Below are 23,461 nucleotides of genomic sequence, written 5' to 3'. Positions count from 1 at the left end.
TTAAAAAGCTTCTAAAGATGTGAACTTAAAATCAGTTCCGTTAAACAAACCTTTATCGCTTAATTTCAATGAAGGAATTACCAAAAGAGCCATAAACGACAAAGTCATATATGGCGCATGTAATTTACTCCCCATTTTCTTCGCCATAGCATCAATTTCTTGATATGACTCAGCCACTTCTTCCCCACTTTTATCACTTATAATACCAGCTATTGGAAGTGGTAATATTTTCTCCTCTGAATTTGAAACAGCACATATCCCTCCTTTGTTTTCAATGATTAAATTAACAGCTTTACAAACAGCTTCATCTGATACCCCGATTGCTATAATGTTATGCGAGTCATGACCAACTGAAGATGCAATAGCGCCTTCTTTCAATCCGAAATTTTTGATAAAAGCTAAAGCAGGATTTTGGTTTTGGTAACGATTAACAACCGACATTTTAAGAATATCATCATCAATATTGGAGATTAGATTACCATTTTCTGTTTTTGAATTAGTAACCAACTCATTAGTAATCAATTGCCCTTCTAAGGCTTCAATAACTCGAATTTTTTCAGCAAAAGATTCAATTTTAAAATCTGAAACTTGTTTTAACTCGCAATTAAAATTATTTATTGATTTGAAGGAAACTGAATCAATTAAAGACACTCCATCATCATAAACCAAATCTCCATTGATATAAGTTTGACGGGTTTTAAAATTCACTAAATCTTCCACAACAATAAAATCTGCAAAATCACCAACCTGCAACTGACCCACATCTAAATTATAATGATCAACAGCGTTAATACAAGCGGCTTGAAGCACCTTAAAAACATCAATTCCTTTTACAACTGCTCTTGCACAAAGCACATTGATATGACTTAACATTAAATCGTCTGGATGTCTATCATCACTACAAAACATCATGTTTTCATAATGCTCTGGTAGCAAACCTATTAAAGCTTCAAAATTTTTAGCAGCACTTCCTTCTCGGATAAGTACTTTCATCCCTTTTTGAAGTTTCTCTAAGGCTTCTTCATAAGAGAAACACTCATGATCTGTTGTAATTCCTGCTGAAATATATTTGGATAAATCATCTCCCCTTAAACCAGGAGCATGACCATCAATAGGTTTATTATGTGCTTTTGCCCAAGATAGTTTTTTTAAAACCTCATCATCATCATAAATAACTCCTGGATAGTTCATCATTTCTGTGAGGTACTTTATATCTGGATTTCCAAGAAGTTCGTTTATATCATTGGAGTCGATAGTTGCTCCTGCAGATTCAAAAGTGGTTGCTGGCACACATGAAGGCGCCCCAAAATTGAATTTTAATGGAACTTTCTTTCCATTTTCTATCATAAAATTAACACCATCTAATCCACAAACATTAGCAATTTCATGTGGATCTGACACCGTAGCCACTGTGCCATGTTTAACCGCAATTTTTGCAAATTCACTTGGAACTAACATGGAACTTTCAATGTGAATATGTGCATCTACAAAGCCAGGTAGTATATAATTTTCACAGTCGTGGGTCTTTTCTTCAATGGCAACTATTTTGTCATTTTCAACTGTTATTTCACCTTTGAAAATGCGCTTATTATATATATCAACAATGTTGCCCTGTAGTCTCAAGTACTTACTTTAATTCAATTTTAATAATTTCTTCGGTTTCCTCAGTTACCCTAAACCTATTATCAGCTCTTCGGTTTACAACCCAAACAATGTTGTCTTCTGAACACAATAACAAGGTACTTTCCTTATCTAAAAGTGATAATTTTTCATCTTTAAAATACTTGCTCACTTTCTTTTTTCCTTTCATTCCAAAGGGAAAAAACACATCACCCACCTTCCATTGCCTAATTAGTAGTGGAAACTTTAATAATGTCTTGTCTACATAAATTTCCGTTATACTATTATTCTGTATTTTATCTACTTCTGAAAATGATAATATACCAAAAGGTGTTTCAACTTCCTGATTATTATCTCTAATAGTTATTTCAATTAATTCTCCCGGAACAATATCGCTTAACAATAAATTATCTTGATGTTTAATCAATCTATGTGTATTAGATAAAATGTATTTACCAGATTGCGCATCCAAAAGATTTAAAGCATCATTCCACTCTGTAAAACCATAATCCTTAAAGGTTTCAAATAAATAAGCCCTTGGGTTATTCTGCTTTTTAAATTCAGACACATTAAAAGTCATTTTATTATCCTCAATACTTTCTACAGCATCTTCAAAAAACAACTCTAAATGGTCTTCCACTATATCAGTAGCATCGCTTAAGTTATTAATGGTACTCTGGTAACTCTGAAGCAAACTTGGGTTGATTTCCTTTAGAATAGGAATCACCTCATGCCTCAATTTATTTCTTAAATATTTTGTGGAAGCATTGCTGCTATCTACACGCCATATTAAGTTATTTGCTTTTGCATAATCAATCACATTCTCTCTTGAAAAGGGCAGTAAAGCTCGGACAAATTTATTATTGATTTCTGGAATTCCAGTTAAGCCATCTAAACCGGTTCCTCTTGAGAAATTAATTAAAAACGTTTCTAGATTATCGTCTGCATGATGCGCAGTTAATATATAATCAAACCCCAACTGTTGTGCCAATTCATCAAACCAATAGTAACGCAATTCCCTTGCGGCCATTTGGATAGATACCTTATTTTCACTGGCATAACCTTCAGTATTAAAACTTTCTGTAAAAGCTTCAATATCCATATTGTCGGCTAGTTGAATAACAAATTCTTCATCACCATCGCTTTCTTTTCCACGCAGGTTAAAATTGCAATGGGCCAGTGAAATATCTAAACCTAGTTGATGACATAAATGTGTTAAGACAACACTATCAACCCCACCTGAAATGGCAATAAGAAGCCTGCCATCTTTTAAAATTGGTAAGTTTTCATTGATATGGTTCTTGAAGCTTTCTAGCATACTCAAAGTTAACTTTAATTTTCCAATACCTCACGCATTGCCTTAGCTTTTACCAAACATTCCTCATATTCCTTTAAAGGACTACTTTTGGCTGTTATTGCTCCACCAACTGAATACGATACATACTTTTTTGAGGCATTGTATAGAATACTCCGGATAACGACATTAAAATCGAAATTGCCTTCAGGTGTAAAGTATCCAATAGCACCAGAATAGACTCCGCGTTTTGATTCTTCAAGCTTTTCAATGATTTGCATTGCAGATATTTTTGGGGCACCTGTCATACTTCCCATTGGGAAGGTACTTTTAATAATATCTACCGGATTTGTATGAGGTTTCACTTGAGAAGTTACCGTAGAAATCATTTGATGCACCTGTTCAAAAGTATATACCTTACAAAGTTCTTCTACTATAACACTTCCTTTAATTGCTGTTTTAGACAAATCATTTCTTACTAAATCCACAATCATAATATTCTCACTCCGCTCCTTCTCATCGTTTAGCAACTCAATAATCAACTTCTCATCTTCTTTATCACTTTTAGCACGTTTAGAAGTTCCTTTTATAGGTTGTGAAATAATTTTCTCTCCTTCCTTTTTTAAATAGCGTTCTGGTGATGCGCTTAACACATATTTATCACCAATTTTTAAATAAGAAGCAAAAGGGGGTTTTGATATTTTATTAAGTTTAAAGTAGGTTTCTAACGGATCAATTTCTGTATCTTCGGCATAAAACTCCTGACAAAAATTAGCTTCATAAACATCACCCCTATGAATATGATTTAACATGGTTTGAACTTTGCTAAAATACTCATCTTTATGTATTCTAAGTTTTATTTTAATATCATTATTCAACTGATATTGTGAAAGCTTCCTAAACTCATTAATTTCAATTAAGTCCCCATCTATCTCGTCATCAACAAAATTCAAATATTGAATTTCAACTTCATCTATTTTAAATAAAAATATCTTTTTAGGTTGAAAAAAATATAAATCTGGAAAACCTAAACCGTCAAAATTATTGGATCTTAAATCCTCAATATCATTCTTCAAATCATAAGTTAAATAACCAAAAACCCAATCTTTAGTAGTGTATTGATATTCCTTTAAATCATCAAAAGCATTTATACTATCTGTTTGAATACTTGTAAAAGCATCTACGGCCAATATAGACTCATAATTAGAATACTCCTGATTATAATTGTTAGAATCTAACCAAACAACATCATCAAACTGCTGCGCCCAATTTAATACTTGGCTCTTAAATTCTTCGGTATTTTTCGGTTTATAAAGTCTTTTTGTCCTCAAAAAAAAAGATTAAGCCACAAAGTTAGTTAGAATAGTTAAAAAATTAAGAATTTTGCCTGTAAGTTTAAACATAAAACCAATGTACAATTTAGAGAACGAAAAACTTAAAATTAATGTAAAAAAAATTGGGGCTGAACTCTGCAAAATAGTTTCGGTAAAACATGATACCAACTTTATGTGGAATGCAGATTCTAATGTATGGGGGAGTTTTGCACCAAATTTGTTTCCAATTATTGGTGCTCTAAAAAACAATACTTACATCCTAGAAAATGAGTCTTTTGAACTCCCAAAACATGGCTTCATTAGACATAATACCGATATTCAGTTACATAAACAAAATGAAAATAGTCTTGTTTTTAAACTAACTTATAATGAAGCATTATTAAAAATGTATCCATTTAAATTTGAGTTTTACATAACATATAAACTCAATGATAATAGTTTAGAAGTACAACATACCATAAAAAATATTGACAACAAGGTTCTTTATTTTTCTTTAGGTGGCCATCCCGCTTTTAAATGTCCCGTTTTTGAAAATGAAAACTATGATGATTACATTTTAGAATTTGAACAAATTGAAAGCTCAAACACGCATCTCATAAACCCACAAAATGGGCTTATTTCTTCAAACACCAGGGCTATTTTTAATAACACAAACCAATTAAAGCTAACGCATAATTTATTTAATGACGATGCCCTTGTTTTTAAAGATTTAAAATCTAGAAAAGTAACTTTAAAAAGTAATTTAAACGGTGAAATATTGTCGGTTAGTTATCCAGATTATAACTATTTGGGCATATGGGCTAAACCAAATGGTGATTTTGTTTGTATTGAACCTTGGCTTGGTATTGCTGATAATGAAAACACCAATCAAGATTTTAAAACTAAAGAAGGAATTTTAAAACTTGATGCAAACAAAACGTTTGAAGCTAGTTACTTAATTGAAATTAATAATGCACATTTACACTAAAATATTAAGCGTAACTTTGCTTGCTAAATAGTACAACGTGACTTTTAAAGATTTAAATTTAAATACACCGCTGAATAATGCTCTTGATGATTTGGGGTTTACAACCCCTACTCCAATTCAGGAAAAAGCTTTTAATGTAGTAGCATCAGGAAAAGATGTTGTTGGTATTGCCCAAACAGGTACTGGTAAAACCTTTGCCTATATGTTACCTATTTTAAAGAACTTGAAGTTTTCTAAGCAGGAAAACCCAAGAGTTTTGGTTTTGGTTCCAACGCGCGAATTAGTGGTTCAAGTTGTTGAAGAGATTGAAAAACTTTCCAAATATATAAACAATCGAATTTTAGGGGTTTACGGTGGCACAAATATCAATACCCAAAAACAGGCTATAGCAGAAGGCTTAGATATTTTGGTAGCTACCCCAGGTAGACTATATGATTTGGCTTTAAGTAGAGTATTGCAATTAAAATCTATTCAAAAATTGGTTATAGATGAAGTTGATGTTATGTTAGATTTAGGATTTAGACATCAGCTTATCAATATATTCGATTTACTTCCAGAACGCAGACAAAACATAATGTTTTCTGCAACCATGACTGAAGATGTAGATCTACTTATTAACGATTTCTTTAAAAGCCCTGAACGTGTATCAATTGCTGTTTCAGGAACACCATTAAATAACATCTCTCAAAACAGGTATAACGTTCCTAACTTCTATACTAAAGTGAATCTGTTAGTTCATTTATTAAATGATATTAAAGAATTTAATAAGGTTTTAATATTTGTGGCTTATAAACGAATGGCAGATCGGTTATTTGAAAAATTAGATGAATATTTTAAAGAAGAACTGTGTGTCATTCACTCTAATAAGACACAAAATTATAGATTAAGAAGCATAGAACAATTTAGAGAAGGTCATAACCGCATTTTAATTGCAACCGATGTTATGGCACGTGGTTTAGATATTGATAATGTTTCTCATGTTATTAATTTTGACACTCCTGATTATCCTGAAAACTATATGCACCGTATTGGTAGAACGGGTCGAGCAGAGCGAAAAGGAGAATCTTTGGTTTTTTCAACCGATAAAGAACATGATGCTATTGAACGTATTGAGAATTTAATGGCTATGAAAATTCCATTAATAGAACTCTCTGATATGGTTGAGATATCAACTGAATTGATTGAGGAGGAGCGTCCGCAAATAAAAGAACGAAATAATCCAACTAAAAGGCGGGACGAAGATGCTCCTGGTGCTGCATTCCATGAAAAGAAAGAAAAAAACCAAAAGGAAAATTTAGGAGGCAAATATCGTAGAGAAATAGTAAAAAAATACAAGAAGCCTAAAACTAGAGGCGATAAAAATTATAACAAAAGGAACAAAAGAAAATAAATTTTAGTCAACACAAACGCATAAAATGAAAACAAAACTTTTTACTGCCTTACTTTTTAGTCTTATAATTACCTTCAATTTATCAGCAAAATCTGATTGGGGTTCTACGGGACATCGTGTTGTTGGAGAAATTGCTACAAAACATTTGAAACCAAAAACCAAGCGCGCCATTAAAAAACTACTTGGAAGAGAATCTTTAGCACTAGTTTCAACATTTGCTGACGAAATTAAATCTGACAGACGCTATAATGAGTTTTACACTTGGCATTTTATTAATATGCCATTGGATGCTAAATATGACTCGGCTAAAAGACATCCGGATGGCGATTTAGTGAGTGGAATAGAACAATGCATTAAAATTATAAAAAGTGAAACATCTTCAGATGGAGACAAAGCTTTCTATTTAAGAATGCTAATACATTTGGTTGGGGATTTACATCAGCCAATGCACGTTGGATTAGCAGAAGACAAAGGCGGAAATGATTTTAAGGTTCAGTGGTTTTATCATGATTCTAATCTTCACAGAGTTTGGGACACAGAAATGATTGACAACTATGGTATGACATATAGTGAATTAGCTGATAATGCTAGTTTTATCTCTAAAAAGGAAATAAAAGAACTTCAAAAAGGAACTGTTATAGATTGGGTAAATGAAACCCATGAATTGACTAAAAATGTTTATGATTCTGTAAAAGAAGGTGATAATTTAAGATATAGATACTCATACAATCACTTTGGTACAGTTAGATCTCAACTCCAAATTGCTGGTATTAGATTAGCAAAAGTATTGAATGATTTGTTTTAGTAAATTATATGTTGACATTCTAACGAAAATAAAATCTAAAAAAATTATTCTCTAGAAAACCTAACTTTATTAGATTTTAATTCCTTACCATCAACTACAATAGTTTTTGAGCTTATATAGGCGAAAACAGAATCTTTCATCTTTACAAACTTCGAATCTATATCAAACATAAATTGTAATTTACTAAGTGTATCTGCTTTCTTTATTTGTTCTCCCATTGAGCGAATGTTTTTAATTTCAAAATCATCATTTATTTTGAAGCTAAAAATCGGTTCTGAAGCATAGCCCTTTAACTGAGCAACAATATCTTCTTCAAAATCGGGGTGTTGCGATTTCAATTTTAGTAAATCAAAATACTCAGACAGCTTTTGAGCTGATAAGGTTTCAAAATTATGTATTTCAGAAACTTCAATTGGCTTATCAATTTCAACCACTTCATTTTCTAAATCCACACTTTCAAGTTTATTAACTGATTCATTTTTACATGAAAACACAAAAACAAATATTAATATGTAAACTATATACCTCATTTTACAATAAACTTTAGTTTCACAATTTGTTCGTTCTTCATGCTTTTATCTAATATCTCCACATGTTTTAGGTTTTGTGTAGGGATGGTTAGCAACCTAATAAACTCTTCCTTAGTAAACACCTGTACACCAACACTACTATCAAACAGCTGATATATTTGAGCATCATTAGCAATTAAACCCTCAAGTTGTGCTTTATGTTTTTTCCAATCGTTAACCTTTCCATTTGAGTAATAATGTAGCATAAGTGCATAATCATCTGTAGAAAGCTTAACCGTTTTGTTAGTATTAGAATCAATGAATCTAGTTATAGTATCTGTCTTATGGTAAGGAGACTGCACTACAAATTTCACAAAATCAGCCTTGGTTTTATAAGAAAAACACCCTGAGCTATCTGCCTTAAAATATAGTGGAGATTCATTGTTTTGTAACACTTTAATATCGAGTACAATCTCCGTGATAGATTGGTTTTTCACCTCATCAACAAAACAAAAATGAAACTCATTTTCTTTAACTAGAACCCAATACATCAATGCAAATACCAAAATTGGAAACCCTATAAACAAATATCTCTTTTTAAAGCGTCTCTTTTCAGTAGCCACAGAAACAGAATCTTTAAATGCACGCCAATTTTCAAACTCAATATATTGGGCTAACAAATTAAGCATATCAATTCTAGGAAGTTTTTGGGTTTCGTTTTTAAAGTAAGTATAAAACCATTTTTCACTTACTTTAGCTTTCACTTTATCAAAAAGGTCTTCCTGAAACAAAACAATATCCTCGCCTTTCCAATTATTTATAGAATCTGGAGCACTATGATGCCTTAAAAATGAAGCTGTAATAGCTTTTTTTAATTCATTGAAGTAATAAGCGTCTTCTCTATTCAAATTTTAATCTATTGAAAACAAATGCATTGCAATTTGTAAAATAATTTACAATTGAAATACAAAGCTTTTACAAGGCATCTCTATTTTGAGACATTAGGTTTGTTTTATAAATCTTAAAAATATAAAATTATGAAAGCAAAACCATTAAAAACAGTATTTAAAATTACATTGACTTTCTTCATATTTGTTCTCATTTTATCTTGTCAGAATACATCAAAGCATAATGAAAGTGTTATGCTTGAAGAGGTTGAAGTAGACCAAGATTTTGAATCGGTTTCAAATCAAGGTTCAGAAAAAGTTTTAAAAGTGGGTGCCACAACCAACTACATTCCAAAGAACTTAAAAATAATAAAATCGGCAAAAGCCAAATACAAAGTAAAGCATGTAAAAGAGGCTACCAATGAAATAAAGCAGGTAGCCACTAAATACGGAGCATATATTTCTGATATGCGCTTTGAAAACAATCTTTATCAAAAAGCTAATAGATTCACTATTAAAATCCCACAACAGTATTTTGATTCATTAATGGACTCTATTAGCGGAGTTGCTGAATTCATTGATTATGAAAATATAACCACAAAAGATGTTACAGAAGAATATATTGATTTGCAATCACGACTTAAAACTAAGCTTGAAGTTAAGAAGCGTTTTGAATCCATTTTGCGCAAAAATGCAATTACTGTAGAAGATATTTTAAACACTGAAGATAAAATAAGAATCATTCAAGAAGAAATTGAAGCAGCTCAAGGTAGGCTTAAATATTTAAGTAATAAAGTATCATTTAGTACTATTCATATTGATTTATATGAAACAGTTGATTACAAGGAAGAGCCCGTAACTTATAACAAAACCTTTTGGACAAAATCTAAAAATGCCCTGTCATTTGGTTGGGAACTTATTGAAAACATATTATTAGGTATTCTTCATATTTGGCCATTAATAATTACAGGTACGCTCCTTATTATCTATATTAGAAAACGCTTTAAGCAGAGGTAAAACTAAACCCCCTTTTCAATACCTTGAAAAGGGGGTTTCATTAAACTAAATAATTTAAATTATGGTTTATGTAATGCCTTAATAATTATGATACCAATCCTAGGTAAAATAAAAGTAATAGCTCCAAAAACAGTAGTTAATAAGGCTACTTTTAAACCACCTGCCATCATTCCTTGACTAACATCTCCAAGGGCATCAATGGCATCAAAGGCTTCTATCATACCAATAATAGACCCCATTAAACCAAACACCAAGCCTAAAATACTACTGTCTGAAGCTAACCCAGTCATTTTCTTAGATTTATCCGGGCTTTTTTTCAAATTTAAAAACCCAAGTACCAAGAAGAGGAGTGCTACTATTAAACATATTAAAATAAGTGACATAAAAAATGGACCTCCTTCGTTAAACCTGTCAACAAAAACATTGCCCATTAAAGGTGCAAGTAAACTTAATAAAAAGACATTCATAATTGATAATTTTAATTAAACATGCCACAAACATAAACCCAGAAAGCACTTAGAAAATAAAAATGCGACGGATGACCATATTAACTATAAAAACAACATAATGCAGAAACAGGCTTTAATTTGGTTATCTGTCTATAAAAACAACTATAGGACTAAAAATACATTAATATTGTATATTATTAATATTAATAATGAAGACTATATTTATTTTAAAGAAATTAGGTCAGTTATTTTTACATATACTTTTTTGGAGTGGTGTTCTACTTTTTTACACCTATTTCTTTGGGTTTGATAATGATAATTTTAATTATGTTTTATCATTCTCATTATTCTTAATGCCCATTACCATAGCTACTACTTATGTTTTTATTTATAAAATTATACCGGAATACCTTATTACAAAACAATATGTAAGGTTTTGCTTTTATACGTTTTGTACTCTAACAATTTCGGCATATCTTATTGTAGTTTCTGTTTTCTACGGACTAATATATCTTTCCAATTTTGACTATGCAGATATGGCTCCTATTAGTAGAAGCCTTTTATTTGTAGCTACTGCTGTTTATTTGGTGGTTATAATAGCCAGCGGATATAAGCTTCTTAAACTAAACTTAAAACATACTCAAGAAACAAGTAAACTTGAAAATAAAATTTTAGAGGCACAACTAAAACTAAAGGAACAAGAATTGAATTATTTAAAAATGCAAATTCATCCGCATTTTTTGTTCAATACATTAAATACTATGTATGGTTTTGCACTAAAGAAAGCTAATGAAACACCAGAAATGATTCTTAAGCTCTCTAATTTATTAGATTATTTGCTTTACAAAGTTGATAAACCATTTGTACTGCTGACCGAAGACATAAATCATATAAAAGATTATATTGAATTAGAAAAAATGCGTTTCAACCAAACCCTGAATATTAATTTTACCACCGACAATATTTCAGAAGACATTAAAATTGCCCCCATGTTATTACTTCCATTTATAGAAAACAGTTTTAAACATGGTACACTAAAGAATGGCAAACTAAAAATAATTTCCTCTATAAAATGTGAAGAAAATAAAATATATTTCAATATAGAAAACACTTTTTCCGAGGAAGAAGAATTAAAAAACGGCATTGGTTTAACCAATATAAAAAAGCGCTTAGACCTATTATATAAAGACAAATACAACTTTAAAATAGACAACAAAAACGGTATCTTTAAAGTTAATTTAACCCTAAATATTATTTAGCATTTGAACCAGAACAAAGACATATCATGTTTAATTATTGATGATGAAAGTATGGCTCAAGAGGTTATTGCTTCTCACCTAACTAAAATACCCAATATAAATAAAGTAGCTAGTTGTAATAATGCTATTGAAGGGTTTAGCTATTTAAGAAACCACCATGTTGATTTAATTTTTCTGGATATTAATATGCCTGAAGTGTCTGGCATTTCGTTTGCAAAATCAATTAGCAAAGACATTAAAATAATTTTTACTACAGCTTATAGAGACTATGCTGTAGAAGGATTTGAATTACAAGCAGTTGATTATCTGTTAAAACCCATTTCGTTTGAAAGATTACTTAGAGCAATTAACAATTATTTTGATATTTATGGTGAGAACGAATCCAATTCCATAGAATCGTTAAATGGTAATGAGTTTATGTTTGTACGTTCTGACAGACGAATGATTAAGATTGATTTTGGGGAGATAATCTATATTGAAAGCTATAGTGATTATATAAAAATTCATTTAAATAACGAAACCATTGTAACCAGGGAAACCATAAGTTCTGTAGAAGCAAAACTTCCCAACAATAATTTTATGCGTATACATAGGTCTTTTATAATCTCATTAGGGCACATTTCGTCTTTTACAAACGAGGAAATTACCATCAACAAAAAGTCATTACCTATTAGTAGAAGCTATAAAAAGGAGGTTTTAAATACTTTGGAGAAATTCTAATTAAAGAATCTGGCTTTTGCCTTAATAAGCTCTGGAGCCCAAATTTTAATATCATCAAATTTACCAGTGTCGTCAAAAGAACCAAAACCTAAATAACCCGATTTAAAATGTGTGTCATTTGCTTCCATAATTGGCGTTGTCATATCATCAAAGTATATCTCTATAGCACCTTCTTCAACTTTTCTAACCACTCTTACGGTATGCCATGAATCTTTGTCACCCCAATTTGCACCGTTATTTCTTTTAGAAACAATACTGGTTCTAGGTTCATCATTAACAATAAAAATACTGTGTGCTTTATCATCTGGTTTACTTGCAATATGTGTATAATAAAAATTTGATGGATTGTTAATTCCGAACATTAAACATAAATCTCTATGAGAGTACTCTCGTCCGTTTTGATTTAATCTAATTTCGAAAATAAAATCACCTACCAAAACATCTTTTATCATGGCTATATTAAATGGGGAGCGCACAACACTTATGTATTCACTTTGTTTAAATAGCTCCATGCAATTTCCATTTTCACCCTTACCAATTCTCCATGCGTTAGGGTCTGTCATTTCAAAATGGTTTATAACCTGAGGTTGCTCAAAATCTTGAGAATAAATCAGCTTATAATTATCGGGTATACTAGCTTGAGCAATTAGTTTTAAACTAAAAAATAGAGTCAGCACAAAAGCAATAGATAATTTCATAAAGTAAGCGTTTAATGAGTTCTAAGTTATTACAAAAAAAATCCCCTTCCAAATTAATGGAAAGGGACTTAAGAACCTTTCAAATTACAGAAAATAACCAACCAAATTTAACCCTAACTTAAAGTTAACCCTGTATCTTTACTTGGTTCTCAACAATATCTTTTATGGGTACAACCAATTTACCCTTCTCTGTCTTTAACGTAATACACATGTTATCAATTGCATCAACCTCACCTTTTATATTGTTAAATTCGATAACCTGTCCAATCTCGTATGTTTTTCTAGCATAAAATGTTTTTAACAAATCACCCACCACCTTTTGTGCACCAAAACCAAAAGCTAAGGCAAAGGCAAGTAAAAAGGCTGCCAATATCATGGTAATATTACTGGTAATAATCTCTGTATTAACACCAGCTTGATTTAAAGCGGTTATTGAAGTGAAAATTAGAATAATAAAGAAAACTACCTGACTAATAATTTTAGCACCAGATAAATCCATAGATTCAAAAAATGACTTCAGCCCTTTTTTTATTACGTTAGCCAAAACAAGACCAATAGTAAAAATTACAACTGCTGAAAATAGTTGAGGCAAATAACCTAATAGGTTACTAATTTGTTCAGAAATCATGGTTAAATTCAAAATATCTGAAACCATAATTATGAGCATGATATACATTACCCATTTCACAAAATTTGAAACTATCATAATAGTATCAAAATTCAGTTTTTTACCTTCTACAATTTCAATTTCGTTAAGTTTATCATCTAACTTATTTGCTTTAGCAATTTTTAGGGCTTTCTTTATTAGGCGCACTATTAATTTTGTAAATAGCCATCCAAAAACTAAAACTATTAAAGCGCCAATAATACTTGGGAATACTTTTGTTATTTCCAACCACATAGCTTGTAATGATTCCATTGCTACGTTTTTCCATTCTGTTGCTTTTTCCATTTTCTTACTAATTAGTTAGGGTTGTTATTTTTTTCTTTTTGGTCTCTTTGTTTCATAACAGATTCAATAATATCGCCAATATTATAAGAGAATAGGGCAGCCAATTCCATTAGCAATTTAGCCATGGCAATATCATTCATAACCTTAGCCTTAAGTTCCTGAGGAACTTCCTTAAGTGGCTTATTTACATATTCAAATGGATTATCCATTATTATAGGTTATTATATACTGTTATTAATTTATCCTTTGCGCGTTTAATTCTCATCTTAACAGCGCTTTCTCCAATATCTAAAACATTAACTATATCTTTTATAGATAGTAAGTCTTGATATTTAAGCAAAAGAATCATTTTTTCATCTGGTGAAATTTTTTCTAATGCTACCTTCAATTTATCAACCTTCATACTAAGCAGGCTATTATCATCTTCATCTTCAGAAAGGTTTTCTATATCTTTATAATCTACAGACTGCTTTTGAAACTTTTTAGCCGTATTTCTGGTTACATAATTTACACAATGATTATATGTAAAAGCATATAACCAAGTTGAAAATTTTGATTTTCCTTTAAAACTTGCCAACTTAACAAAAAGTTTTAGAAAAACATCTTGCGCTAAATCTTTAGCCTCATCTGTGTCTTTGGCAAAACCTAAACATTTATTATATACTAACATAGAATACCTATCATATAAAATCTCAAAAAGCAAAGTGTCATTAGTTTTAACTATTGCTTCCACCAGATCTTCATCTGGTTGCTTATTAATATGTTTTAGGGTTTCCAAATTTAGCTTACAGCTATTTAGTTGTTATGTGTTAAGACACTTAACAAGATTAAAAGTCACCAAAAAGATGACATAAAATATAATAAACTGTAATTTAAAGCAAAACAATGTTTGAGTTTTCTGGTATTGCTAGTAATAAGAAGCATTTTAGCTACAATAACTGCAAAAAAGAATAGTTAGGGAAAACATTTCTTTTTTATATTTAATTACAAGTAGTTTTATTTAAAAGGTTAAATCCTTTGTATTTCAAACTTACAAATTTTCATTAAAAATGAGTCGCTAAAACAAAATTACTTTTTATAATACTTTACAAAACCTCTATAACTCCAGAATCCAAGAATTGCAACAAAACCTAAAGCTATAGCAATACTTTTAAAACTATCTAGTTGCTGACCAGATTGGTAAGAGTGTAAACCTGCTAAGTAGAAATTTACACCAAAATAAGTAAATATAATAAACGAAATGGCTATTACAGAGCATAGGTTAAAGAACCAACGCCCACGAAGCCCAGGTATTAAACGCATATGAATTACAAAAGCATAAATCATAATGCTTATTAGTGCCCATGTTTCTTTTGGGTCCCAACCCCAGTAACGCCCCCAACTTTCATTAGCCCACATACCTCCTAAAAAGTTACCAATGGTTAGCATAACTAAACCTACAGTAAGCGCCATTTCATTAATAATAGTAAGCTCTTTAATATTTAAATCCATTTTAGTCCTGTTGGATTTAGTGGTAACTGCCATTAAGAACAATGATACAATTCCTAAAATCATTCCTAAAGTAAATGGTCCGTAACTTGCTACAATTACAGCTACGTGAATCATTAACCAATAGCTATTTAAAACGGGCTGTAAATTACCTATTGCGGGATCCATCCATTGAAAATGAGCTACCATTAATAACATTGAGGTTACAAAAGCTGCTGCTGCTATTGTTAGATCTGACCCCTTCTTATTAAAACTTAATATAGACCTACCTTGCTTTGTACTTATACCCGTAATTAAACCAAATAACATGGTAGACCAAGCTACATAAATCATAGATTCATAAGCGTCACTCCAAGGTGCATGCCCAGAGACATACCAACGCATAATTAAACCGCCTAAATGCAGAAGGAATAACGACACTATTATCCATCTAAAAACTAAGATAATTTTACTAAGTACCTTACTCTTATCTTTAAAAATTTGAATTATCAATAAAATAAACATTAAAGATCCTGCATACATGTACCAACTAAATAGTTTTTTAAAAATATCATACTTATTATACAGCACTTCGGTATGAATTTTATCATCACTCAACATCACCTCACTTCCATACTTATGTTGAGTTTTTTTAAAGGCTTCCAATAATTTTTCAGCTTCAGAAAAATCTCCTGTCTGTTTAGCATTATTAAGTGTATACAAATACGCTTGAAACCCATTCTTTATAAAATTTCCGTAAAGTGAATCTTGAATTTTATGCAGACCCATTTTATAATCACTAGAAGATATCCATGTATTATTTACATCTTCTGGTATTGGGAATAATTTTAAGGTTGCCCCTTCAATAGTATTAAATAGTAAATTAACGCGCTTATGAGCTTCTTGTATTTCTTTTTGATAACCATTAGGTTGATTAGTACTAAACGCATCATCTAAATAAGGTTGTAACTTATAAACACCTCTATCTGAAAAGAAATCGGCCAAAGTAACATACTTATCTTCAACATTAGTACCAATAATATAACGTATTGTATCCGCTTTCTTCTTTGCCAAATAAATTACGGGAACATTATACCATAACCGCGGGCTCTCCTGCATAGACAGAAATACTTGATGAGCATCAAAATCTTCATAAGTATCATGTTTGCTAATTTTACGAAGCATTTCTGATGCATAGGTACTTACAGGTTTCATACGTCCGTCTAAATCCTGAATTACCAAATGCGCAAACTTTTCGGCATGTGCTTTAGGCGTAATATTAGCTGTTATAATAGAATCTATTTGTGTTTTTGATGGGTTGGTTCTAACTTCTGTATGAGTTGAATGATCATGTCCATCATTTTCAGAATGCTGTTGAGAAAACCCTACTAAACCTAAACCAAAAAATAGTATTGCTATTAATTTCGATTTTTTCTCTTTCACTTTGCTAAGTTGTTTTCTTAAATCAGAAAATCTAGCTCCCTTTACAAATAAAATGGCCAATAAACCAAAGTATAACATGAAATAACCTATATAGGTAATTAATGAACCCCAATAATCATGATTTACAGATAAAATAGTTCCTTTTTCATCTGGAAAAAAACTAGATTGAAAAAACCTATATCCGCGATGATCTAGAATATTATTCATGTAAATTTTATAATCAAAACTACCTTCTTGCTCATCAATTACAGTAACCTGGCTAGAATAGGCCGAATTAATATCAGATCCTGGAAATTTATCTGCTACAAAATCATTTAATTTAATACTAAAAGGCAGCTCTAAAACCTTGGCACCATATTGAATAGCAATATCTAAACCACCAACTTTAATCTGCTCAAAGGGTCTATTCATACCTTTCCCTCCAAGTACCCCAATACGTTTAGTTTCTCCGTTTGTTGTAATATTAAAAATAGCACCGTCTTCATCATTTTTATTTACGGTTTCTTTTTGTACAATATCAAAAACACCTTTAACCACAGGTTCTGGAACAACTATTTTCATATTTCCAATAGTGTATAACGCGCGTAAGTTTAAGGGTTGTAAACTATCCTTAACTAAGGTTCCTTGCTCCTGGGTAGCCATTACCATATAAGACCCATCAAACGGAGAATCTATAGATAAGGAATCTCCTTGATATAAAATGTTCACGGCCCCTTTAGCAGGATTATTTAAAGTAAAAATAACATTATGAATACTAGCTTGCTCTCCTACTTTTAAAAAGTGGTTATGTCTTCCACCCCCACTTGTACCAACCAATTTAAGATAGTCATCTCCATTCTCATTGGGTACAATATCTTCTTCGGCCCCAACAACAAACTTTTCTAATTCAATAGACACTGGTTGCTTGTTATAATTGGTTTCAATTTTAAAATCGTTGTCTAATCGTTTAGAAAAATCTACCTCATATTCTAGTGGTAAACGTTGCTGTACTCCATTAATTTCATAATCGCCATCAATATATGCAGTAACATATGTTTTTTGAGAAAGGAAAACATTTTCGGTTCCTCCTTCTGGAATAGACATCATTCCTTCAAAGCTTACATATCTTGTTATAAAAGCGCCAATGAAAATTAATATAAAAGCTACGTGCAGAATTAAGGTTGCCCATTTTTCTTTTTTGTACAATCTGTATCTAAAAATGTTACCACAAAAATTAACAACAAATAAGCCCATAATAGCCTCAAACCACCAAGCATTATAAATTAAGTTTCTAGTATATGGCGTTGGCGAAGTTTCTTGTCCAGCATCTAAAAATGTACCTGCAATCATTGCTGCAGCAAAAACAATAAATAAAACACCAGTAAGACGCGTTGAAAAGAGAATGTTTGCTATTTTTTTTTGCATAAGAGTACCTTTTAAGGTCGTGCAAATTTACATATTTAAGTTCATTTAAAAACTGTTAAAAGACAAGTTTTAAACTGATAGCAAACTTCAATTACAATTGTCTTGCTTTAAAAATATTTATGTAAAGAAAGGTGCCCATTTTTCTAGCCCGTCTTTTAGCATTTTCTGCATAATCGCCAGCAAATAACTCTTCTATGGTTTGAAACCACAAGTTTAGCCATATACCAAAGTGTTTTTCTGTTATACTGTTGTTATTGGCTTTATCTACTTTAACATGTGCTTCTAAAGGGTTACCGTAATATTTAGTTTTTAAAAATAAGCTAGATTGCCAAAAATCTGTTAGGTTTTCAAGATGCTCATCCCAATCTTCAATGACATCATTAAAAAAAGGCCCCAAAACACTATCTTTCCTTACCTTTTTATAAAAAGATGACACTAATAAAAACACGTCTGCTCTAGTTTTAATATCTGGCTTTTCCATAGAAAAACAAAGATAAACCATCCCTAGTTGGAAATCATCATATTATTACAAAACAAACCTTTAATAATTTGTAAGTATTTATTTATATTTGAAGAAATATAGAAGATATAAAGACAATTGTATTTATTTACAAATAAATGCAATTGTCTTTATACACCGGTTGGCAAACATTAGAACCCACTCAAAACTATAATACCTATTATGAATGGAAGTAAATTATTATTAATCGTGTTAGGATTAATATTTTCGATGAATTTAAGTGCTCAAAATGATTTTAAAATTGGAATAAATGCTGGAATAAACTACCCAGATATTAGAGGACACGAATACGCAAAATATAATAACTTTAAAGTAGGATATTTGTTTGGAGTTACGTTTGACTATTATCTAAAAGAAAACCTATCCCTAAAGGCTAACATCAATTACGAAAGGAAAATTAAGAAATTACAACTTACATACTTTAATAATGAAGCCGAAGAAACTGGAACAGAAAATTTCAGAGAAATATATGAATATATAAATGTGCCTATCCTATTAAAATACGAATTTGGAAATTCAAAATTTTTCGCAAATAGTGGACCTTTTTTAAACTATTTATTAGATAATAAAATTGAACCAGATTATCCGAATGATGATAGTGATGTTGTTACCGAACAGAAAAATATTGATTTCGGACTCTCTATTGGAATTGGAACGAATATTTCCCTTAATGAAAACAATGACTTAACAATTGAAATAAGAGATGATTTCGGAATTATAGATACAGGAGGCGTTCCAAAACACGTTGGTGGAACGGTAAAAACAAATACTATAAAACTAATATTAAGCTGGGGTCTAGGAATATAAATACGTTTGCCAACATAGTATAAAAATAATACTTAAGTTTAATCCTAAATCAAAAGGCTAGTGCGTATTTGGTCACTACGATTTTCCTTCGGAAAATCCTCGGACTCAAAACCGCACTATTCTTATACCAACCGTTGCCAGTAATTTGACCAATCATAAATTTGAAACCACAACAAAGAATTACCGACCCAAAAAAAATTGACAAAAGAATAATAGATGAACACATAAAAAGTGGAAAACACGTTATTGTTCAATTTTCTCAAAATTCATTCAATAGAAAAATGTTGACTGAATTAAATCAATTATCTAAAAAATACAGTCGCGACTTTGGAATAAGATTTTTTGGGCATTATGGAAAATCCTTTGACTTGAAAAACCTAGAGATAATTCCTGACGTTAAGTGCTTGTATATTGACTGTTTAATGGAAGCTAAAAATATCGAATACCTTAAAAATTTAGAGTATTTAGAAAAATTGTCAATTGGAATTTTTGAATTAAAAGAAACAGAGGTTTTAAGCTATCAAAATTTATGGAATGTTGAGGAGTTATTCTTAACCGAAACAAGAACAAAAGCATTCAATTTAGAGCATCTGAAAAACTTTAAAAAATTGAAGTTTCTAATTGTTGGAAATCATACCAAAAATATTGATTCAATTGGACATTTAGAAAATTTAGAAACACTTTACTTAAATTCAATAAAGAAAGTTTCTATCTCATTTATAAATAAATTAAAAAAACTAAAGACTTTAAAATTCACTCTTGGCGGTAGAGAAAATATTAAAGAAATTGGAGACAATAAAATTGAGGATTTAGAAATTACTTGGGTAAGAGGATTTAATGATTTAAGTAATATTTCTAATTTCTCAAAACTTAAAAAGTTATTTATTCAAGATAATATCAAGTTAGAGAAAATAAAGTTTTATGAGAAATCAGAGAGTCTAAAAAGTTTAATAATAAGTAATTGCAAAACACTAAACGAACTCACGGGACTTGACAAATTAACAAATCTAGAAACTCTAACTATTTACAAAACCAATATTGACTTTGACAACTTTTTTAATTCGGAATTACCAAAATCTTTAAAAACATTGATTTTCGGGACTTCTAAAATAAAAACGGACAAAATAATAAAGGAAAAAATATTAGAAAAAGGGTATGAAACAAGATAAAAAACTACTGGCAACAATGTATAACCGCAATTACGGCGGATTCGACTACGTCCGAATCCACTCGGAATTGCTAAAGTCAGTGCCAAACCGAATAATAAAGCATATTAACCCGTAACTGACGGTTATACGAGACCGTTGTAACACATTATCAAAATGAATAAAAAAGTCTTTTTGATTTTATCCCTTTTAATAGGATTTGCTATTGTCTATTTAAATTTACGTAATGCTAAAAATGAGAATCGCTATAGTAATGATAATGGAAATTATTTTATTGATAAGGGAAATCGATTATTCATTGTACCATCAACTTATATAATAATTGGGAATAGACATGACATTTTTCTATACAACGAAACCGCTAACGATGTTGAAATAGCCAAAGAGTTAAAAATCAAACCAAATCACTTTAGAATTATAAGTATGAATGAAACCGATTCATTAATTCTGAATAATGGAATTAAGTTTACCTTCGGAGATGGTAATGAACTTGAAGTTGTAGATATTAATTCCCAGATCTCGGGTCTTGGAGGTGAATTTCTAAATCATTATGGAGTTCCCAAGGAAGTTGAATGGGCTTTTGTTATTGTTCCTCCTGATGAGGGTGATTAAAAAACGTGTTACAACATCGGCTATAATCCATTGCTATGACCGTGAAAAATGGTAAATTTATATAAGTAATAAAGCTATCGATTCCTACTGCGAAATTCTGCCGAATTTCTACGCAACGGAATCATAGCCCAACCGTTGTAAAACTTTTCTAAAAAAACCTAAAAGCCAGAATTGAATACTAAAAAGACAGAAATACTAATCATAAAAGTTTTAGCGGTTTTAGGATTCATTTTGACTTTCTTAAGTCTTGGCGGAAAAACCTATGGATTGAGATTACCAAACAGAAATAATTATGTTGTCATAATTGGTGTAATTATGATTTTGCCTTTTCTGATTTACTTTTTTTCATCAAAAACAAAACAGAAAAAAGTGCTGAAAAATAATCCTATCGATTTGAACATAATCGGACTTTCAACGGTGGAATATTTTGAAAAAAAATCAAATGAAAATATTTTCGAGATTTACGTGAAAAATGAAACATCTGATACTCTAATTGTAAATAGGAATTCATTATTGGTTCCTAACAGTTGGCATATTTTCACTACAAATAAGTACAAGCCAATTTATTTTAGTAACGGAATTGAATTACATATTGACAAAGAGCTGAATTTAGAAATAGTTGATTTTAGGAATCAAATAATAGGATTAGGAGATGACTATTTTCAAAAAAATGATGTGCCTGAATATGTGAACTGGGCATTTATTATCGCTGAACCTGATAAAGGAGATGCAATTGAATAAAAAACGTTTTACAACACCTGCATAATTCATTGCTAGTTATAGCTTACATGCGAAAATCATAGCGGATTTTCTATTCGATTTGTTTTCCTAAATTAGTTACTGAAACACGCAACAAACCATATACAAACACGTTGGCAACAATTTGAACAACTCATCTCTTAAAACATACAATTCAGTAACTTAATCTTTCGAAATTGTAATTTTAATCCAATTTTTGAATGGAATTAATATATATTGATAATGCATGACTTTGTCTACACGCCACTTGGGTGGTTTCATTTCATAACAGCTTTGATTTCAATGCTTTCTGGTACATTCATCTTATTTAAACCAAAAGGAACACAATTACATAAGCGGTTTGGATATTTATATGTTTTATCAATGGTTTTGGTGTGTGGATCTTCATTGGGAGTTTATAATATTACAGGTGATTTCGGAGTTTTTCACACCTTAGCAATTGCCGGACTTTTAGCTCTGGTTCTTGGGATTTCGCCACTGTTCTTAAAGAATATAAATAGCAAACATAGAATTTTTCATCTATGGTTTATGTATTATTCTGTTTTAGGACTTTATGCGGCATTTGTGTCCGAATTGAGCTTAAGAATACCAGAAAAACCCTCTTATGCTGTCGTAGGAGTAACCTCAATTACTGTATTTGTATTTGGCTCAATTTTTATTTTTTGGAAAGAGAAAACATGGAAAAATTATTTTAAAGAATGAAACTGCTGCCAAATAGGTGTTTAATTAATTGCTTTGGCAAGTGCTTATTAAGAAAAAAATGAAACGATTACTAAAATTCATAGAAAAGAATATATCAGGCAAAAAGGTTTTAGGACTTTTTATCTTGACTAATATTGTTTACACCTTTATGCTGACTGTTACAATTCCTAAAACAATGGAATTCTCTAATGGAATGAAATTATTGGATATGATGCCCACAGGATATGATTTAAATTATGTAAGTGAATTATTTACTTCGCTTGGAGAAAATGGACGTTTGACATATCTAACCAACCAAATACCTGTGGATATGATTTACCCCCTGCTATTCGGACTTTCTTATTGTCTGCTTTTGGGATATTTTTTAAAAAAATTGAACAAATTAAATTCTTCATATACTTATCTCTGCCTAACACCATTAATTGCCGGAATTGCAGATTATTTGGAAAATATCGGTATTATTACAATGCTTAAAAACTATCCTGAATTGAATGGGACTGCAGTTTATACAACTAATATGTTTTCAGTTATAAAAAGCATTTCAACAAGTATATTTTTTATTGCATTAATAGTAATCTTAATAACACTTGGAATTAAAGTATTATACAGAAAAATAAGTGCTAACAAAGTGTAAAAATAATTGCTTGGTTTTAGCCTATTTAAGAATGTTCTGGCTGATT

Annotated in this window: 24 protein-coding genes; 12 read left to right on the top strand and 12 right to left on the bottom strand. The window is 30.7% G+C overall.

What is annotated here, in order from left to right:
- The 3 genes from ade to pabB are packed head-to-tail and all read right to left on the bottom strand — an operon-like array spanning position 1 to position 4,245.
- Complete coding sequence (gene ade, locus N1F78_RS12190; protein WP_406683435.1) at positions 1-1,623, bottom strand: adenine deaminase; 1,623 nt, start codon at positions 1,621-1,623, stop codon at positions 1-3.
- Between the two features lie 4 nt (positions 1,624-1,627).
- Positions 1,628-2,938, bottom strand: coding sequence for a tRNA lysidine(34) synthetase TilS (gene tilS / locus N1F78_RS12185; RefSeq protein ID WP_406683434.1), 1,311 nt, complete (start codon positions 2,936-2,938; stop codon positions 1,628-1,630).
- Positions 2,939-2,952: 14 nt separating this feature from the next.
- A complete protein-coding gene (gene pabB / locus N1F78_RS12180; protein WP_406683433.1) occupies positions 2,953-4,245 on the bottom strand; it encodes an aminodeoxychorismate synthase component I in 1,293 nt (430 codons plus the stop codon).
- A gap of 79 nt (positions 4,246-4,324) precedes the next feature.
- Here pabB and N1F78_RS12175 point away from each other — a divergent pair, with 79 nt between their 5' ends.
- From N1F78_RS12175 to N1F78_RS12165, 3 genes are read left to right on the top strand one after another with little or no spacing between them, the layout of a single operon-like run.
- Complete coding sequence (locus tag N1F78_RS12175; RefSeq protein WP_406683432.1) at positions 4,325-5,215, top strand: aldose 1-epimerase family protein; 891 nt, start codon at positions 4,325-4,327, stop codon at positions 5,213-5,215.
- Between the two features lie 37 nt (positions 5,216-5,252).
- Positions 5,253-6,605 carry a DEAD/DEAH box helicase gene (locus N1F78_RS12170; RefSeq protein WP_406683431.1) on the top strand — a complete coding sequence of 451 codons (1,353 nt, stop codon included), beginning with the start codon at positions 5,253-5,255 and terminating at the stop codon, positions 6,603-6,605.
- 25 nt (positions 6,606-6,630) lie between these two features.
- The gene (locus N1F78_RS12165) at positions 6,631-7,410 is read left to right on the top strand and encodes a S1/P1 nuclease (RefSeq protein ID WP_406683430.1); all 780 of its coding nucleotides are present in this window, start codon (positions 6,631-6,633) and stop codon (positions 7,408-7,410) included.
- Between the two features lie 44 nt (positions 7,411-7,454).
- On the opposite strand, the gene N1F78_RS12160 is transcribed toward N1F78_RS12165, so the two are convergent.
- Together N1F78_RS12160 and N1F78_RS12155 are read right to left on the bottom strand one after the other, a co-directional pair.
- Positions 7,455-7,940: a hypothetical protein gene (locus N1F78_RS12160; protein ID WP_406683429.1), complete on the bottom strand. Its 486-nt coding sequence runs from the start codon at positions 7,938-7,940 to the stop codon at positions 7,455-7,457.
- Positions 7,937-8,827 (bottom strand): hypothetical protein, encoded by an 891-nt coding sequence (locus N1F78_RS12155; protein WP_406683428.1) that lies wholly within the window; start codon positions 8,825-8,827, stop codon positions 7,937-7,939. Before N1F78_RS12155 ends, N1F78_RS12160 begins: the two co-directional genes overlap by 4 nt.
- Before the next feature lie 129 nt (positions 8,828-8,956).
- Here N1F78_RS12155 and N1F78_RS12150 point away from each other — a divergent pair, with 129 nt between their 5' ends.
- Complete coding sequence (locus tag N1F78_RS12150) at positions 8,957-9,823, top strand: DUF4349 domain-containing protein (protein ID WP_406683427.1); 867 nt, start codon at positions 8,957-8,959, stop codon at positions 9,821-9,823.
- A 59-nt stretch (positions 9,824-9,882) separates the two neighbouring features.
- On the opposite strand, the gene N1F78_RS12145 is transcribed toward N1F78_RS12150, so the two are convergent.
- Positions 9,883-10,290, bottom strand: coding sequence for a MotA/TolQ/ExbB proton channel family protein (locus N1F78_RS12145; RefSeq protein ID WP_406683426.1), 408 nt, complete (start codon positions 10,288-10,290; stop codon positions 9,883-9,885).
- A 191-nt stretch (positions 10,291-10,481) separates the two neighbouring features.
- Between N1F78_RS12145 and N1F78_RS12140 the strand changes: the two genes are divergently transcribed.
- Together N1F78_RS12140 and N1F78_RS12135 are read left to right on the top strand one after the other, a co-directional pair.
- A complete protein-coding gene (locus N1F78_RS12140; RefSeq protein ID WP_406683425.1) occupies positions 10,482-11,531 on the top strand; it encodes a sensor histidine kinase in 1,050 nt (349 codons plus the stop codon).
- A 3-nt stretch (positions 11,532-11,534) separates the two neighbouring features.
- On the top strand, positions 11,535-12,251 hold the full coding sequence (locus N1F78_RS12135; RefSeq protein WP_406683424.1) for a LytR/AlgR family response regulator transcription factor: 717 nt from the start codon (positions 11,535-11,537) through the stop codon (positions 12,249-12,251).
- On the opposite strand, the gene N1F78_RS12130 is transcribed toward N1F78_RS12135, so the two are convergent.
- The 6 genes from N1F78_RS12130 to N1F78_RS12105 form a co-directional block, all read right to left on the bottom strand.
- Positions 12,248-12,949, bottom strand: a complete 702-nt coding sequence (locus N1F78_RS12130; protein ID WP_406683423.1) for a hypothetical protein — start codon at positions 12,947-12,949, stop codon at positions 12,248-12,250. The two genes, N1F78_RS12135 and N1F78_RS12130, sit on opposite strands and share 4 nt — an antisense overlap.
- Before the next feature lie 124 nt (positions 12,950-13,073).
- On the bottom strand, positions 13,074-13,901 hold the full coding sequence (locus tag N1F78_RS12125; RefSeq protein WP_406683422.1) for a mechanosensitive ion channel family protein: 828 nt from the start codon (positions 13,899-13,901) through the stop codon (positions 13,074-13,076).
- A gap of 11 nt (positions 13,902-13,912) precedes the next feature.
- Entirely contained in the window at positions 13,913-14,110 is a 198-nt protein-coding gene (locus N1F78_RS12120) for a hypothetical protein (protein WP_406683421.1), read from the bottom strand.
- Between the two features lie 2 nt (positions 14,111-14,112).
- Positions 14,113-14,679, bottom strand: a complete 567-nt coding sequence (locus tag N1F78_RS12115; protein WP_406683420.1) for an RNA polymerase sigma factor — start codon at positions 14,677-14,679, stop codon at positions 14,113-14,115.
- A 290-nt stretch (positions 14,680-14,969) separates the two neighbouring features.
- The gene (gene ccsA / locus N1F78_RS12110; RefSeq protein WP_406683419.1) at positions 14,970-18,215 is read right to left on the bottom strand and encodes a cytochrome c biogenesis protein CcsA; all 3,246 of its coding nucleotides are present in this window, start codon (positions 18,213-18,215) and stop codon (positions 14,970-14,972) included.
- Positions 18,216-18,306: 91 nt separating this feature from the next.
- On the bottom strand, positions 18,307-18,696 hold the full coding sequence (locus N1F78_RS12105; RefSeq protein WP_406683418.1) for a group III truncated hemoglobin: 390 nt from the start codon (positions 18,694-18,696) through the stop codon (positions 18,307-18,309).
- Between the two features lie 201 nt (positions 18,697-18,897).
- On the opposite strand from N1F78_RS12105, the gene N1F78_RS12100 reads away from it, so the two are divergent.
- The 6 genes from N1F78_RS12100 (at position 18,898) to N1F78_RS12075 (ending at position 23,415) form a co-directional block, all read left to right on the top strand.
- Positions 18,898-19,542 (top strand): porin family protein, encoded by a 645-nt coding sequence (locus N1F78_RS12100; RefSeq protein WP_406683417.1) that lies wholly within the window; start codon positions 18,898-18,900, stop codon positions 19,540-19,542.
- A gap of 161 nt (positions 19,543-19,703) precedes the next feature.
- Complete coding sequence (locus tag N1F78_RS12095; protein WP_406683416.1) at positions 19,704-20,711, top strand: hypothetical protein; 1,008 nt, start codon at positions 19,704-19,706, stop codon at positions 20,709-20,711.
- Between the two features lie 153 nt (positions 20,712-20,864).
- Positions 20,865-21,320: a hypothetical protein gene (locus N1F78_RS12090; protein ID WP_406683415.1), complete on the top strand. Its 456-nt coding sequence runs from the start codon at positions 20,865-20,867 to the stop codon at positions 21,318-21,320.
- Between the two features lie 171 nt (positions 21,321-21,491).
- Entirely contained in the window at positions 21,492-22,061 is a 570-nt protein-coding gene (locus N1F78_RS12085) for a hypothetical protein (RefSeq protein ID WP_406683414.1), read from the top strand.
- Between the two features lie 240 nt (positions 22,062-22,301).
- Positions 22,302-22,781 (top strand): DUF2306 domain-containing protein, encoded by a 480-nt coding sequence (locus N1F78_RS12080; protein ID WP_406683413.1) that lies wholly within the window; start codon positions 22,302-22,304, stop codon positions 22,779-22,781.
- Between the two features lie 58 nt (positions 22,782-22,839).
- Positions 22,840-23,415, top strand: a complete 576-nt coding sequence (locus N1F78_RS12075; protein ID WP_406683412.1) for a hypothetical protein — start codon at positions 22,840-22,842, stop codon at positions 23,413-23,415.
- The last annotated feature ends 46 nt before the right edge of the window (positions 23,416-23,461 follow it).

It is taken from the genome of Seonamhaeicola sp. MEBiC01930 (assembly GCF_045277075.1).
Taxonomy (GTDB): Bacteria; Bacteroidota; Bacteroidia; order Flavobacteriales; family Flavobacteriaceae; genus Seonamhaeicola.
This window is presented reverse-complemented; position numbering and strand designations above follow the sequence as displayed.

Bases quoted from the DNA above. Each gene is read 5' to 3' on its own strand.
- N1F78_RS12125 (WP_406683422.1), bottom strand. From the start codon at position 13,901: ATGGAAAAAGCAACAGAATGGAAAAACGTAGCAATGGAATCATTACAA.
- N1F78_RS12075 (WP_406683412.1), top strand. From the start codon at position 22,840: ATGAAACGATTACTAAAATTCATAGAAAAGAATATATCAGGCAAAAAG.
- tilS (WP_406683434.1), bottom strand. From the start codon at position 2,938: ATGCTAGAAAGCTTCAAGAACCATATCAATGAAAACTTACCAATTTTA.
- N1F78_RS12090 (WP_406683415.1), top strand. From the start codon at position 20,865: ATGAATAAAAAAGTCTTTTTGATTTTATCCCTTTTAATAGGATTTGCT.
- N1F78_RS12105 (WP_406683418.1), bottom strand. From the start codon at position 18,696: ATGGAAAAGCCAGATATTAAAACTAGAGCAGACGTGTTTTTATTAGTG.
- N1F78_RS12150 (WP_406683427.1), top strand. From the start codon at position 8,957: ATGAAAGCAAAACCATTAAAAACAGTATTTAAAATTACATTGACTTTC.
- N1F78_RS12120 (WP_406683421.1), bottom strand. From the start codon at position 14,110: ATGGATAATCCATTTGAATATGTAAATAAGCCACTTAAGGAAGTTCCT.
- N1F78_RS12130 (WP_406683423.1), bottom strand. From the start codon at position 12,949: ATGAAATTATCTATTGCTTTTGTGCTGACTCTATTTTTTAGTTTAAAA.
- N1F78_RS12175 (WP_406683432.1), top strand. From the start codon at position 4,325: ATGTACAATTTAGAGAACGAAAAACTTAAAATTAATGTAAAAAAAATT.
- ccsA (WP_406683419.1), bottom strand. From the start codon at position 18,215: ATGCAAAAAAAAATAGCAAACATTCTCTTTTCAACGCGTCTTACTGGT.
- N1F78_RS12080 (WP_406683413.1), top strand. From the start codon at position 22,302: ATGCATGACTTTGTCTACACGCCACTTGGGTGGTTTCATTTCATAACA.
- N1F78_RS12165 (WP_406683430.1), top strand. From the start codon at position 6,631: ATGAAAACAAAACTTTTTACTGCCTTACTTTTTAGTCTTATAATTACC.
- N1F78_RS12140 (WP_406683425.1), top strand. From the start codon at position 10,482: ATGAAGACTATATTTATTTTAAAGAAATTAGGTCAGTTATTTTTACAT.
- N1F78_RS12160 (WP_406683429.1), bottom strand. From the start codon at position 7,940: ATGAGGTATATAGTTTACATATTAATATTTGTTTTTGTGTTTTCATGT.
- N1F78_RS12100 (WP_406683417.1), top strand. From the start codon at position 18,898: ATGAATGGAAGTAAATTATTATTAATCGTGTTAGGATTAATATTTTCG.
- N1F78_RS12145 (WP_406683426.1), bottom strand. From the start codon at position 10,290: ATGAATGTCTTTTTATTAAGTTTACTTGCACCTTTAATGGGCAATGTT.